Annotated in this window: 11 protein-coding genes and 1 pseudogene; 5 read left to right on the top strand and 7 right to left on the bottom strand. The window is 46.0% G+C overall.

Translation table 11 applies throughout. From position 1 onward, the window contains the following. Positions 1-186: 186 nt before the first annotated feature. Entirely contained in the window at positions 187-759 is a 573-nt protein-coding gene (locus tag DBT_RS08855; RefSeq protein WP_067619352.1) for a glycine cleavage system transcriptional repressor, read from the top strand. 23 nt (positions 760-782) lie between these two features. Then, on the top strand, positions 783-2156 hold the full coding sequence (locus tag DBT_RS08850; RefSeq protein ID WP_067619349.1) for a PFL family protein: 1374 nt from the start codon (positions 783-785) through the stop codon (positions 2154-2156). Positions 2157-2183: 27 nt separating this feature from the next. Here the strand turns inward: DBT_RS08850 and DBT_RS08845 are convergent, their stop codons facing one another. Beyond that, the gene (locus DBT_RS08845) at positions 2184-2822 is read right to left on the bottom strand and encodes a shikimate kinase (RefSeq protein ID WP_067619348.1); all 639 of its coding nucleotides are present in this window, start codon (positions 2820-2822) and stop codon (positions 2184-2186) included. Between the two features lie 128 nt (positions 2823-2950). Between DBT_RS08845 and DBT_RS08840 the strand changes: the two genes are divergently transcribed. Continuing rightward, positions 2951-3370, top strand: coding sequence for a secondary thiamine-phosphate synthase enzyme YjbQ (locus DBT_RS08840; RefSeq protein WP_067619345.1), 420 nt, complete (start codon positions 2951-2953; stop codon positions 3368-3370). Here DBT_RS08840 and DBT_RS08835 read toward each other — a convergent pair. Next, positions 3357-4157 (bottom strand): DUF3786 domain-containing protein, encoded by an 801-nt coding sequence (locus DBT_RS08835; RefSeq protein ID WP_067619342.1) that lies wholly within the window; start codon positions 4155-4157, stop codon positions 3357-3359. The genes DBT_RS08840 and DBT_RS08835 overlap by 14 nt on opposite strands. 756 nt (positions 4158-4913) lie before the next feature. On the opposite strand from DBT_RS08835, the pseudogene DBT_RS08830 reads away from it, so the two are divergent. Together DBT_RS08830 and DBT_RS08825 are read left to right on the top strand one after the other, a co-directional pair. After that, positions 4914-5721: pseudogene (locus DBT_RS08830) on the top strand (AAA family ATPase). A gap of 128 nt (positions 5722-5849) precedes the next feature. Continuing rightward, positions 5850-8228 (top strand): nitric oxide reductase activation protein NorD, encoded by a 2379-nt coding sequence (locus DBT_RS08825; protein WP_161939949.1) that lies wholly within the window; start codon positions 5850-5852, stop codon positions 8226-8228. A gap of 84 nt (positions 8229-8312) precedes the next feature. Here the strand turns inward: DBT_RS08825 and DBT_RS08820 are convergent, their stop codons facing one another. From DBT_RS08820 to nifK, 5 genes are all read right to left on the bottom strand, one after another. Continuing rightward, the gene (locus DBT_RS08820) at positions 8313-8720 is read right to left on the bottom strand and encodes a winged helix-turn-helix domain-containing protein (RefSeq protein ID WP_083186731.1); all 408 of its coding nucleotides are present in this window, start codon (positions 8718-8720) and stop codon (positions 8313-8315) included. Between the two features lie 85 nt (positions 8721-8805). Next, on the bottom strand, positions 8806-10053 hold the full coding sequence (locus DBT_RS08815) for a radical SAM protein (protein WP_067619336.1): 1248 nt from the start codon (positions 10051-10053) through the stop codon (positions 8806-8808). Positions 10054-10083: 30 nt separating this feature from the next. Then, positions 10084-11442 carry a nitrogenase component 1 gene (locus DBT_RS08810; protein ID WP_067619333.1) on the bottom strand — a complete coding sequence of 453 codons (1359 nt, stop codon included), beginning with the start codon at positions 11440-11442 and terminating at the stop codon, positions 10084-10086. Positions 11443-11444: 2 nt separating this feature from the next. Next, a complete protein-coding gene (gene nifE, locus DBT_RS08805) occupies positions 11445-12788 on the bottom strand; it encodes a nitrogenase iron-molybdenum cofactor biosynthesis protein NifE (protein WP_067619332.1) in 1344 nt (447 codons plus the stop codon). Positions 12789-12852: 64 nt separating this feature from the next. Beyond that, positions 12853-14226, bottom strand: a complete 1374-nt coding sequence (nifK, locus tag DBT_RS08800) for a nitrogenase molybdenum-iron protein subunit beta (protein WP_067619330.1) — start codon at positions 14224-14226, stop codon at positions 12853-12855. Between the last annotated feature and the right edge of the window lie 4 nt (positions 14227-14230).

Below are 14230 nucleotides of genomic sequence, written 5' to 3'. Positions count from 1 at the left end.
CTTTTGCCAAGCTTCTACCTTCTTCCTTCTACCTTCTTCCTAATAACTATATCATAAATTGGCAGAATGTGGTGTCGTGTAGTATGAAGTGTATAATTCGGGAAAACTATTGACTTTTGGGTAGATCTTGAGCTATACCGGATTGTACATAGAGAAGATGTAATAGAGAGTATTTGATTTGATACCATGAACGTACAAAAAAAAGGGAAGAAAATAGTTATCTCGGTCTTGGGTACTGACAGGCCAGGTATAGTGGCACTGGTAGCCAGACATCTTTTCGAAAATGGTTGCAATATTGAAGATGTAAACCAGACAAGGCTCCAGACAGAATTAGCTGCCATATTCATCGTTTCCATCCCAGATGGTTTGGAGGCACATGGTCTCCGCTCACTGTTACAGGATGCCCTTGACCCCCTAGGACTCCACGTGCTGGTAAAGGAGATGGTAACAGACGAAAGGTATGTACATAATGTGGAGGGAGAGCCTTTTGTCGTTACCACTATTGGCCCAGACAGGCTCGGTCTTGTGGCTGGAATTACCGAAGTCATGGCTGACTTCGGGGTAAACATCACCAATTTGAGAGCTGTGTTCAGAGGGGGAACAGATCCTGCCCGCAACATCATGATCTATGAAGTTGACATCCCCAAGGACATCGATCAGGAACGTTTCAGAAAGGCCCTTAAAGACAGGGCTGAAGCCCTGGGCATAGACCTAAACCTTCAGCACAGGAAGATATTCGAGGAAATTAACCGGATTTAAACCGTTGATTAGAGGCTGACCCTATGTTGACTGAAAGAGAAATAGTTTCAACCCTTGAAATGCTTAAAAATGAACACCTGGACGTCCGCACAGTTACTCTTGGAATAAGCCTACTAGACTGTGCAAGCCATGATCTAGACACCTTTAGGTCCAGAGTCAAGGAAAAGATTACTGGTGTGGCAAAAGATCTGGTACGGGTCTGTGACGAGGTGGGAGACAAATACGGCATACCCGTAATAAATAAACGCATAGCTGTGAGCCCTGTGGCAGTTGCGGCAGCACCTTTTTCAAGTGAACAGATGGTTAGTGTGGCCTTGACTCTGGATGAGGCCGCACGTGAGGTAAATGTAGACTTTGTAGGCGGCTTCAGTGCATTGGTTGAAAAGGGTTTTGCAAATGGCGACATCTCCCTCATCGAGGCGATCCCAGAAGCTCTTGCTGTGACAGATCGAGTCTGTGCGTCTGTAAATGTGGCCTCAACTCGTGCGGGTATCAATATGGATGCTGTCTACCTCATGGGGAAGATCATCAAGGCCGCTGCTGAAAAGACTGCTGACAAAGACGGACTGGCCTGTGCAAAACTGTGCGTTTTTGCCAATATCCCAGAAGATATCCCCTTCATGGCAGGTGCCTATCTAGGCATTGGAGAACCAGACGTAGTCATAAACGTTGGAGTAAGCGGGCCCGGAGTAGTTAAAAAGGCTATAGATAGGGCACGGAATGCCAACCCCTCTCTTACCCTTGGAGATTTATCAGAGATCATAAAAAAGACTGCATTCAAGGTCACAAGGGTTGGTGAGCTTATTGGTCGTGAGGTGGCTGACAGGCTAAATGTAGCCTTCGGCGTGGCAGACCTATCCCTTGCCCCTACTCCAAACGTTGGAGACAGTGTTGGGGAGATATTCCAGAGCCTTGGCCTCGCAAGTATCGGCTCCCCAGGCTCTACAGCCGTACTTGCTATGTTGAACGATGCAGTCAAGAAGGGAGGGGCTTTTGCCAGCTCCTACGTCGGTGGGCTAAGCGGTGCATTCATACCGGTTAGCGAGGACCTAAATATTGCTCAGGCCGCAAGAGACGGCTTCCTCTCTCTGGAAAAACTAGAGGCCATGACCAGTGTGTGCTCCGTGGGGCTAGACATGGTGGCACTGCCTGGAGACACCCCTGTTGAGACTATTGCTGCAATTATCGCTGATGAAATGGCAATAGGGGTGATCAACAAGAAGACCACTGCTGCTAGACTCATCCCTGTTCCCGGTAAGAAAGCAGGGGAGAAGGCTTGCTTCGGTGGCCTCCTGGGAGAATCCACCATCCTTCCAGTAATGGACAAGGGAAGCTCAGAGGATTTCATACGTATAGGGGGAAGGATTCCCGCACCGACCCAGAGCCTGGTAAATTAGGATCGAACAGATTGACTCTATTCACAACTAGTGGGAGTGTGAAGAGATAAGTTTTAGTAGATCCTCAACAGAAAAGTCCTGTCCTCTTTCTACACGGTAATCTATGGTTACATTAGCGTATTGACTGTAAAGTCTCTCTCTTTTGGAAAGTAGTATAGGGTAACACCGTCTCATGGCATCCATGCCGCTCTCGCCCTCTTTCTTGTCATAGGAGTCCAACCAAAGCATTGGAGTCGGCCTTTGCACAAAGGCGGAAAACATCTTCTCCTGGACATCAGGAGGTGTGGAAAAGTGCACGATACGGGTCTTCTTTTTTAGTCGTTCGAGAATTTCGTCACCTGTGTATATGACGCTTCCGGTGGTATCTATTACTATGTCTTTCATCTGTCCATAGTGATCGGCTCTTTCAAGTTCATCTAATATCCAGTTCATTACCTCTTTCTCATATTTTAGGTAAAGGGCCTCCCGCTCTCTAAATCCCTTCTCAAACGGGAATCCCATCCACTCTCCCATGTTCATTCGTGTTCCATCGGCTCTAATAAGTACCGAAGAAAGCTTTTCTTCTATAAGATCATCACAGCAATAACGGACAAACCCCTGCCCTTCCAGCTGCTTAGACCAATATGATTTTCCAACACCAGACATCCCTATAAGAGATATTCGCATTCCAGATTCTCCTTTTCCTGAACAGTATGTTTTGAATATTTTTGACGCGTATTCCAGATCTTAAAATTGATATAAAAAAAATACTAGTTTATTTTTATTAGACAAAGCTTTGAGAGGAGACGAACTTCATGAAATCTTACAGAAAAGAACTTTGGTTCCAGGTGCCAAGTAGGAGGGCTTTTATAAATATCACGCCTCATGTAGAGGAGTGTTTGAGGGAAAGCGGCATAAAAGAAGGACTCTGCCTTGTAAATGCGATGCACATCACAGCCTCAGTCTTTATCAATGATGATGAACCAGGGCTTCATCAGGATTATGACCAATGGCTGGAAGAGCTTGCTCCACACGAGCCAATAGAACGCTACAGACACAACAGGACTGGTGAGGACAATGGCGACGCACACCTGAAACGCCAAATCATGGGACGCGAAGTAGTGGTTGCAGTAACAGATGGACGTCTGGATTTTGGTCCCTGGGAACAGATCTTTTACGGTGAATTCGATGGAAGACGCAAAAAGAGGGTATTGGTAAAGATTATTGGTGAATGATCTTTTCAACAGCCCTCTCTGCTGCAAACACAAGGGACTCTAGGTCCAGGAACTCTATGGCACGTCTGTCATAGAGGACCTTTGCCCTGGCGCTAAAGCCCTCCTCAGGCTCTTCCCCCCAAAAGTGAAATCTAAGGATAAGCTTTGGAAATACCTGTATCTCAAAACACAGGTCAGCGCTACAGGGCTCTACAAGCTGGCCTCCAATGGCCGTGACTCTCTCTGTCAGGGCCTCGATGTTACTTGAAAATTCTTCTGATAGCTTATCCTCAGTGTAACGCTTGAGGGTGCTAACCTTTGAAACAGAATTTGGGAAAGACTCAAGGCCAACCCATTGGCCTGACACAGGGCCTCTGCCCCCAAAAAAGCAGTAGTTGTAAATGAGGATCTGGTCCCTTGGGTCTAGCTCTATATCTTTTGCTGAAGTCAATTCGTCTTTGGAGACATAAACAACATCGTCAAAGAATGGGAGTTCTAGGACTACTTCGGCACCTTTGTTGGAAGTTTTTAGTCCTGCCCCCAGGTCTGCTGCTATTCGACTAAGATCAATACCTCGTATCTTCTCTCGGAGTTCCTTTAGTAGTGCTGTTTCAGGATCATTGTCCCTTGGACCTCCTCCCTCAGTCTTTTCTGCCAACTCAGCTGGAATCTCTTTGATATAGGGACATCCTCGTATGTCCAATCCTCTGGTAACCACCTTTGTGGCAAAGGACATGCAGGTTGGCTCTCCGCACTGCCCGCAGTTATTTTTTAAGGTTAACTTGATAATATCAAATACTGTAACCATTATGCAAACCTCATAAGCAAAACTAATATCTTTCGACTACACTTTCCAAATCTTAACAGGTAGAAGGCAGAAGGTAGAAGGTAGAAGCAAGCCCTGCTCGTACAATAGCCAGAGGCCCTCCCTTCTAGCTTCAACTCAAAACTTCCAAAGTTCTTTTCCTTCAACTCATAACTCAACACTTAAAACTCAACACTTCTGAAGTGCTCATAACTCAACACTTTTAAAAAGCTTCTAACTTCTCCCTAATCTTAACAGGTAGAAGGCAGAAGGTAGAAGGTAGAAGCAAGACCTGCATGTACCAAACTCAGAGGCCGAAGGCCGAAGACATTATAAAAAGGTAAAGGTTCAAAGTCTTTCCTTCAACTCAAAACTCATAACTCAAAACTCAACACTTCTGAAGTGCTCAACACTTTTAAAAAGCCGGCCAAGCGGAGCATGGAGGAAAAAGCGAGACCATGTTCCGTTTGAAGACGCCACCGCCCGCACGTCTTCCGCCTGGCCCTATTACTGCTTTGACCAAGTCCTATGTCATGACTATTGACTCTTCTTTGGTCTCTACAATTGCATAATCCGCTTTCCTGCTTAATTTGAAATAAGACCTAAATCCTGCACTCGGCGATTTTACCCGGGTCTTTGCGTTGTCAGGGGCTTGGAATACCTAAGTAGGCTTACGCCCCTTCCGCCTTGCATCTTGGGCAAACTCGCCAATTACAGAATTTTGGTAAGAATTAATTTTTAATTTCAAGAGGCGTATAAATGGCAATTAAATCAGACAAATTTTTTATTGAAAAACAACCATATTATAAGCCCCAGGCAAATGAAATCGACATTGCAACCGCGGCATATGAACACAATCTCCCTCTCTTACTCAAAGGACCCACTGGGTGTGGCAAGACAAGGTTCATGGAATACATGGCTTGGAGACTAGAGCGTCCCCTTATAACTGTTTCCTGCCACGATGACCTGACTACCAGTGATCTTGTGGGACGCTATCTCATACGCTCAGGCGAGACTGTATGGATAGATGGCCCTTTGGCCCTGGCTGTAAAGGCAGGGGGCATCTGCTACCTAGATGAGATAGTGGAGGCCAGAAAGGACACCACAGTGGTTATTCACCCACTTGCAGATGACAGGAGGACCCTTCCAATCGAAAAACGTGGTGAGATCCTCACAGCCCCAAAGGAATTCATGCTGGCCATATCCTATAACCCAGGCTACCAAAGCGTTTTAAAGGATCTAAAGCCCAGTACTAGGCAACGTTTCGTGGCAATTGAATTCTCTTATCCAGAACCAGAGCTAGAAGCTGAAATCGTTGCCCATGAATCAGGGATAGATGAAACCCTCGCCAAAAGTATCCCCTGTGTGCCTTGGACACCTTACACGAAACCTGAAGGAACAGGGCCTTCAGGAGGGTGCAAGCACGAGATTGCTCATCCATGCCGGAAAGTTGATACGAGGCGGAATTGAGCCGAGGTTGGCATGTGAGGTGGCTATATGCCAGCCATTGACAGATGACCACGAACTCCTTTCCGGTCTTTCGGAGATGGTAAAGGCCGTGTTCTGACACAGTGGCCGCTTTGTCTATGGAATTTCCAAGTGTGCCATCAGAGGTCCTAGACCTCATACCTTTGGTGATCCTGGTCATTCCATAAGAGATGGCACGTAAAACTTAATGTGAAGCAAATGGATTATATGTCGACAAAATCTTATTCTAAAAATTTGTGTGGTCCAGATAATCTAAAAACTGAACAGGCGCTTAGATCTGCGCTATTGGAAATCTTTTTTTCAGAAAACATCGGCCACTACCACGTAGACCAGGCTGTTGAATCCCTTTTAAAAGTCCCGAAACGCGACATAGGCCCTGTGCTTTCTCTTGTAAGATTGATAGCATATTCTGTATCTGATCTTTTGGCCTTCAGTTTTATTGAAAATGTACCACGTGCCCTGGAATTCCTAGACACAAATCAGTTACGCGACTGGGTCACAGGGGCCTTGGCTGTTTATGAGGAACAAGGGCTGCATCCTGCAGAGGACTATCTAGCAAGACCAGAAGAGACATCTCTTCAATTTTGCAGGGCGAATCAGTTTGTCTCTCTGGACGAGGTGGCCTCCAGACTCACACTGCTCGTTACAGGCATCACAGGCAAGATTATGCCCATAAAAAAGGGGGATAGGCTGTTCACTGACACTGAAAAGATATATCTACGGGACCACTTGTCACTTTTTCCCAGCCGCCAAGACAATGAACTCCTTTTGAAAATCATGATCCTCCACAAATGCGCACAAACACGTTACGCATCTTTCAATCTCCCTCTACTGCCCTCTGATACCTTGAAGACGCCTAAATCAAATGCATTGACCGTTGACCATGAAAATACTGGTATATTTGTTTTCCTCAAAAATCTTCACAAAGACATAGAAGTTGCCAGCAGGCTTTATGTCCTGGTTGACACCGTACGGATAGAAGCCGCACTAAAAAGGGACTTTCCTGGGATCTTTCGCGACCTAAACCGCTTAAAACAGACTTTAATACTGGGGATGCAAAAATCCTTCGAAAATAATTCATCTCCTGTCCTTAAACTTGCCTCCTGGATCCTACAAGGATACCACCCAATAGATCAACTCGATATACCACCTGAGATGAGAAGAATGCTTTCGGAACTTATTCAACCTTGGGCCACGGCGAGTCAAAGTGCTGTGGTTGCGAAGTTCTTGGCAGGTTCCAATGAATTGGAAACAGCTCTTGACGAAGCAGAAAAGATTCTACCCTATATTGGTACTGCAAGCCCAACGTTAATCAATAAGGCGCTGCTAAAGAGACGCAAAGAGTGCGAAAAAAAATTCCTGGAGATCATGGCAGCCATAATAGCCACTGGTGAGGCCAATAGGGGCAAAAAAGATAAAAATGCCTGTATAGCACCCCTTGGTCCAAGCCTCTTGGACAAAGACAAGGCAACTGCACTCATCACTGGGTTTGGGACTAGTGAAAATGAAAGAACTGACATCAATGAAATCCTAGAGTGCATCCTTTTGTCATGTCAGGACGAATCCCTAGCAGAGGAGCTTCGCAATTTGATCTCTGAAATCAAATCGGATCTAGGGCACGTCCCTTCTTCATACGTATCAAGTGGTTTCGGGCTATCTACTAATGCATGGGCAGACGTGAACCTAGACCTTGAAGAAGAAGGCGAAGGAAGTCATTCGTTTTTCGCCTATGACGAATGGGACTTTAGAAGACAGGCCTATAGGAAGAGGTGGTGCACCTTAAGAGAAATCCAACTTACTGAGACCACTGGAGATTTTGTAGATCAGACCCTCAAAAGATACAGAGGACAGATCTCCATCCTAAAAAGACAATTCGAAATGTTGAGACCCCAGCACTGTTTCCTGAAAAGACAATCTGAGGGAGAAGAAATCGATTTGGATGCAGTTGTTGAGGCATACTCTGATATCCATGCGCGCTGTAGCCCTTCAGAACATCTTTTCATAAGACAGGAGAGAAAAGAAAGGGACATAGCAGTCACCTTCTTGGTTGACATGAGCGCCTCTACAGAAGGATGGATAAATCGTTCAATAAAGGAGGCACTCATATTGCTGTGTGAGTCGCTTAACGTATTAGAGGACCAATATGCCATTTATGGCTTCTCAGGCATGAGACGCACTGGCTGTCACTTCTTCCGTATAAAAGATTTTGATGAGGCATATGGCCACAGTGTCAAGGCAAAAATAAGCGGGATAACACCACGAGATTATACGAGAATGGGACCGGCAATCAGACATGTCACTAAACTCTTCAAGGAGGTTGAGGCCAGACTTAAAATACTTGTCACCTTGAGTGACGGAAAGCCCGAGGACTATGATGAGTATAAAGGACCTTATGCAATAGAAGATACGAGGAAGGCGCTCCTAGAGGCACGAGAACAAGGCATAAAACCATTCTGCATAACCATAGACAAAGAAGCCAAACAATATCTGCCCCACATGTATGGGGAAGTTAACTATGTCTTGGTCAAAGATGTTTCTCATCTACATAGAAGGATAGCAGAGATATATCGCTTACTTACCACTTGACCCTCTATATATTATCAACATCTCAATATCCTGATAAATCCGAATTTGGTGGGACCAGCCTTGCATCGTACAAAGGAGCTTCACTTAAAAATCCAGGCTCTTCATCTCTTCCTTTAAAAAGGTTTCAAATTTAGAATAGAGCCTCCAGAAAAATTCTATTGCCCTTTCACCTTCCCTGGTGACTTGGGCTCCCCCGCCTCCTTTCCCCCCTATAGAGGTAATCACGAGAGGGGACTTGGCATTACGATTGATAGAATCCACAAGCTCCCATGCATGTCTATATGACATGCCCATGGAACGGGCTGCCTTAGAGATCGATCCATACTTCTTAATTCGCTCTAAAAGCACTACTCTACCATAACCAAGAAAAGTGCCTGATGAGCCTTCAAGCCAAATCCTGCCTTTGAGTTCATAGTTTCCATTTCCCACCGAGATATCCGGTGGAGATCGATCCTTTTCACTGACTCTGAATTTGGGTTTGGTTATTTTCATTCCAGTACACTCCATTTCATTGTACTCTTGGCAAAACTATAACGCCGACAATAGGCCCTTTAATTCATAATACTCGGAATTTCTGCTAAAGGCATCCTTTTCGCCCCATGCCCCCAGAACAACAGGCCTTTTTTCTCTTTTTAAAGGCGTTGATGTTACCGTCATTGAAGATGGCATCTAATCCCTCTTCAATGAAACCTGACATCTCTATGGGTCTTATACCCGACTTCTCAAGGATCTGTCTTGGATTTTCACCAATCCCGCTTACCAAAAGATATTTACAATCAAAGAGGAGTTGGGACAGCTTTACCCAGCGACGTATACCAGTTCCAGGAGGTGGTGTTTCCCTTTTACAAATCAACTTGAAACCATCTCCACTCTTTCCCCATATCTCTAGGGATGTTGCTTCACCCAGATGTTGATTTACCAATATCCCTTCCCTGGTAGCCACTGCTACATATTTGCGGTCCTTCGAACCATCAATGGAAAGCTTGGAGCACGCTGATAGACATCCCCTGAATTCGTCTGTTCTATCCGCCTCCAATAACCCCACTGCATCTGCCCTACACCTTGTACAGTGGCGCATCTGGGGAAGGTATTCCTCTGCAATGGCCCTTACGCGATCCATTTCGTCCTTTGACGGCTGAGGCAACGTTCCAAATGGGGCTCCAGGATTGGGAAACATGGCCATACAATTGAAGAGATCCACGCCGTAGCCCTTCATTTCCCTGGCCACATCAGCTACATGATGATCATTTATACCAGGGATCACTATATAGTTAGTCTTTACGGTGATACCACAATCTTTTAATTTTTTTATGGCCTCTTTTTGCCTTCTAAGCAGCAATTCAGCGCCCTTTATGCCTCTATAAACCACCTTTCCATCCCTTACCCAGCTATATATCTTGCTCCCAATCTTGGGGTCCACTGCGTTGATAGTGATGGTCACGTGGGTTACGCCAATATCTTTAAGTTCCTCTACATATGGACCAATATTTAGACCATTTGTGGCAAGACAGAGTATGATGTCTGGAAATTCCTTTTTAACAAGCCTCAAGGTCTCCATTGTCTCCACTGGGTTTGCAAACGGATCCCCAGGGCCGGCAATGCCTACAACTGTGATACGGGGTTCTTTTTCTAGGACCTTCTTTAAATAGGCAACTGCTTGATATGGCGAAAGCACAGTGCTTGTGACACCAGGCCTGCTTTCATTTACACAGTCGTACTTCCTATCACAGTAATTACATTTAATATTACATTTTGGAGCCACAGGAAGATGCACTCTGCCGCATTGTCCCTTGACCTTTTCGTTGAAACATGGATGTAATATCATGATGACCTTCCTTTCTGTCCATTGAATATTTTAAAAATATCCGTAACCTATGTCAGAATCTCTTTGTTTCTTGGCGATGATTGCATTCGCTACCCTGTCAAATAGCATCTGGGCCCCTCGGTAGCCTATGTGAAGAATTCGCTGTCCACCTATACGATCGTGAATGGGAAATCCTATGCGAATAAGTGGGATTCCAAGGGCCCTCGAGATCTTGTAACCTTTGCTGTGCCCCATAATGAGATCTGGCTCCAGCTGCCTTGTAAGCTCTTCTATCTCCCAAAAGTCCACATCTTCTCTAATCTCTGGTAAATCCCTCAAGATACCGTCTACAACGGACTTGATTGCGCTCTTGAACCTTCCGCTCTTTCCTCCTGTGGCACAGAGAACAGGCCTTGCACCTATCTCTGCTAAAAATGAGGTTATGCCCACCACCAGATCCTCCTCACCATAGACCACGACCTTCTTTCCAAAGACATACTTGTGGCCGTCTACCATGGCATCGATGAGCCTATCCCTTTCCTCTCTGTGAAAGGATGGGGTCTTTTTCCCTGAAATCTTTTCCAGAAGACTGAAAAAACGATCTGACTCTCGTATGCCTATTGGCGTTCCTATCCTAAAGTCCTGGACTCCAAACCTCTCACGAAGATATAATGCCGCAGACAACTCATCTGAAACCGTACGACCGAACTCAATAGATGCACAGGCGCTACCCATGTCTCTGATGGCATCTATAGGGGTTCCACCAGCAGGAATCTTCGGATATTCCAGCAGTATTGGAGCATCAAGAGTCTCTGATAGGTCCGGCAGAATAGTGAGTGGAAGTTCAAAATCTCGAGATAGCTCTTTCAAGTATCTGATATCCTGGGGCGACAAAAAACCAGGCAGGAGATTCACCCTTTTTTCTTCTGCACTTGTAAGCCGATGCTGGGCCAGTTTCTCTACGATGCTTCTAGTTGCCCCTCTGAAACCCTCCATATGGGTCCCTGCATAACTTGGGGTGGAGGTATTAATGAGGATTGGGCTATCTGCATCAGCCAGAAATTCCCTCTTGAACTCATCGAGCATCATGGAGACATCGTCGCCAATAGTCTCAGTGAGACAGGTGGTGGCAACACCAATTAGAGAGGGCTCGTACTTTTTGATAACATTTATGATCCCCTGTTTGAGATTGGGGCCGCCGCCAAATACGGCGTGCTTTTCCCCCAGGGCTGATGAAGCTATATCTATGGGTTCTCCAAAGTGACTTATGATGTATCGTCTCATATAGGTTGCACACCCCTGAGACCCGTGTAAAAAGGGTACTGCTCCTTCAACCCCTCTGAAGGCAAGACATGCCCCTATGGGTCTACAGAGTTTACAGGCATTGGTGGTTGATACGTATTGTTTCATCTTTAGCCCTCCTTTCTTGGCACAAAACGCCAAACCGGGCTCATGACAGTGGAATAGACCTCTTTTGCAAAGTTATACATGCCTATGAACCCCTCTAAGGCCTCTTTTCTCTCATGATTGTGGTCGCAGAAACCTATCCCCAGCTTGTATGCAATGGGCCGTTCCTTCACTCCACCGACAAAGATGTCTACCTTCTTTTCTTTGAGAAATTCCGAGAGCTCAAGGGGGTTTGAATCATCAACAATGATGGTCCCTGGGTCTGTGATGGCCTCAAGCTCTTCGTAGTCCTCTTTGGTCCCGGTTTGGGATCCCACAAGGACCACCTTCATTCCCAGGAGCCTGAAGGCCTTTATAAGCGAGAAGGCCTTAAATGCCCCTCCCACATAGATGGCAGCCCTCTTACCAGCCAGTTCCCTCCGAAATTCTTTGAGAGCTGGATAGAGCTTATTCAGTTCGTCATTTATGAGGGCCTTTGTATTTTCCATAATCTGTCTGTCTTTAAAGAAGTCCGCCACCCTGTAGAGGGCATCAGCCATGTCATCCACACCAAAATATGAGACCCTTATGTACGGGATCCCGTATTTTTCCTTCATCATCTTGGCCAGTGCCAAGGTTGCACCAGAGCACTGCACCACATTCAACTTGGCCCCGTGGGCCCTGCTAATATCTTTGACCCTTCCATCACCGGTAATGGTGGAGACCACTTCAATCCCCATCCGTCTGTAATAGTCCTTTATGATCCAGATCTCTCCTGCGAGATTAAAGTCTCCGAGTATGTTGACGCTAAAGGGGGAGATCCCTTCTATATCTCCATCGCCTATCAAATTGATCAGTGCCCTGCAGGCGGCCTCATAGCCAGCCCTTTTGTTCCCCTTGAACCCCTCAGACTGGACTGGAATGCACTTGATCCCAGTTTTTTTGGATACCCTCTTACATACCGCACCAATGTCATCTCCAATGATCCCAACGATGCAAGTTGAATACACAAATGCAGCTTCTGGATTATATCTTTCGATGAGTTCCAAGAGAGCTGCCTCAAGTTTCTTTTCACCACCGAAGATCACGTCTTTTTCCCGCAAATCTGTTGAGAAGCTGAATCTGTGAAGTTCACGATCTGAGGAAAGGGCTCCCCGAATATCCCATGTATAGACGGCGCAGCCGATGGGACCATGAATAAGATGCAAGGCATCTGTGATGGGGTAGAGCACCACCCTTGAGCCGCAGAAGACACACGCCCTCTGACTCACTGCGCCAGGCAGACTGTCTAAGTTGCATTGCAACTTAAAAGGACCGGCACCCTTTTCATACACCTGTCCTGTACGTTCTTTTAAGACGACTCCGTTCATGATTCTCTCCAGTGAATTTAGGGTTAGAGGGGGCAATTAAGAAATTTTGCCCCCTTTTTATGCACTACATTACAAGTTCGAATTTGGAATCTGGGGCATCTCGATCCTGTCTGTCCAGAAGGGCATCGAGCATCTTTTCAAGTAATCTCATAGCCCCTCTATAGCCCACGGTTGGGAAGTAGCTATGACCGATCCTGTCTAGAATTGGGAATCCAAAACGCACAAACGGGATGTCTTCGGCCCTTGCAATGTATTTGCCGTAGGTATTACCAATCAACAGATCAACTGGTTCATTTTTGATCCACTGATGGAGCAAAAAGAGGTCCCCGAAGGCCTTTACATTCGGATTGTCCACCACGCCTTTAACTATTTCCTTTATGCGTCTTTCAAAGTACTTACCAGGAGTCCCTGTGACTATGTGTACGGGTTTCATTCCGAGATGAACCAGGAATTCCGTCATGCTAATCACCTGGTCTGGATCTCCAAATACGGCGACCTTTTTTCCATGAAAATACTGGAGCATATCAGTCATTATGTCCACGACCCTCCCCCTTTCATCTGTTATGGATTCAGGGGGCTCTTTGCCAGTAACTTCAATGAGGGCCTCGATGAACCTGTCTGTTGCCGCAATACCTATGGGTAGATCAAGGACCTTGTATGGTACCTCACACATCTGATCCAAGAGTGTTGCCGCACCTTCTGATGCAAATTTTCCCAGGGAAAGCGTAATCTTTGATGATCCTGTGTCCTTGAGATCCTCAATTTTCACTCCTCCCTTTGGATACATGCTGAATCGCGCCCTCTGTGGCGAGTCAAGGACGTCTGAGGTATCGGGGAAGAGTATGTACTTTATCCCCATTTGACCAACCAGTCTCTTGATCTCGCGCATGTCAGATGGCTCAACGTATCCTGGAACGACGTTTATGGTGTCTTTAGAGGCACCATTTTTTTTCGCAAAATACTTGACCATGGCCGCTGTCATGTTGGAGAATCCAGTGACATGCGAACCCACATAGCTTGGTGTATTTGTATGGATTACGAACTTTCCCTCAGGAATTATCCCGTCTTCCCTCGCCTTTTTTATTAGGCTTGGGAGATCGTCTCCAATGGTCTCAGACAGACACGTGGTATGTACTGCCACGATCTCTGGGTCATAGACCTGAAATATGGTCTTCAAGGCCTGTCTAAGATTTGCACCCCCTCCAAAGACTGAGGAGCCTTCAGTAAATGAACTTGTAGATGCCATTATGGGCTCTTTGTAATGACGTGTTAGATGGCTCCTGTGATATGCACAACAGCCCTGGCTCCCATGGCTATGGGGAAGACAGTTGTGGATACCAAGTGATGCATAAAGGGCCCCAATAGGTTGACAGGTCTTGGCAGGATTTATTCTCAAGGCCTTTCTTTCAAATATCTCTTTTGGTGTCATGTTGAGCATGTTC

The sequence above is a fragment of the Dissulfuribacter thermophilus genome (assembly GCF_001687335.1).
In the GTDB taxonomy this organism is placed as follows: domain Bacteria; phylum Desulfobacterota; class Dissulfuribacteria; order Dissulfuribacterales; family Dissulfuribacteraceae; genus Dissulfuribacter; species Dissulfuribacter thermophilus.
The sequence above is the reverse complement of the archived record's forward strand: the minus strand, read 5'-3'. Positions and strand labels throughout refer to the sequence as shown.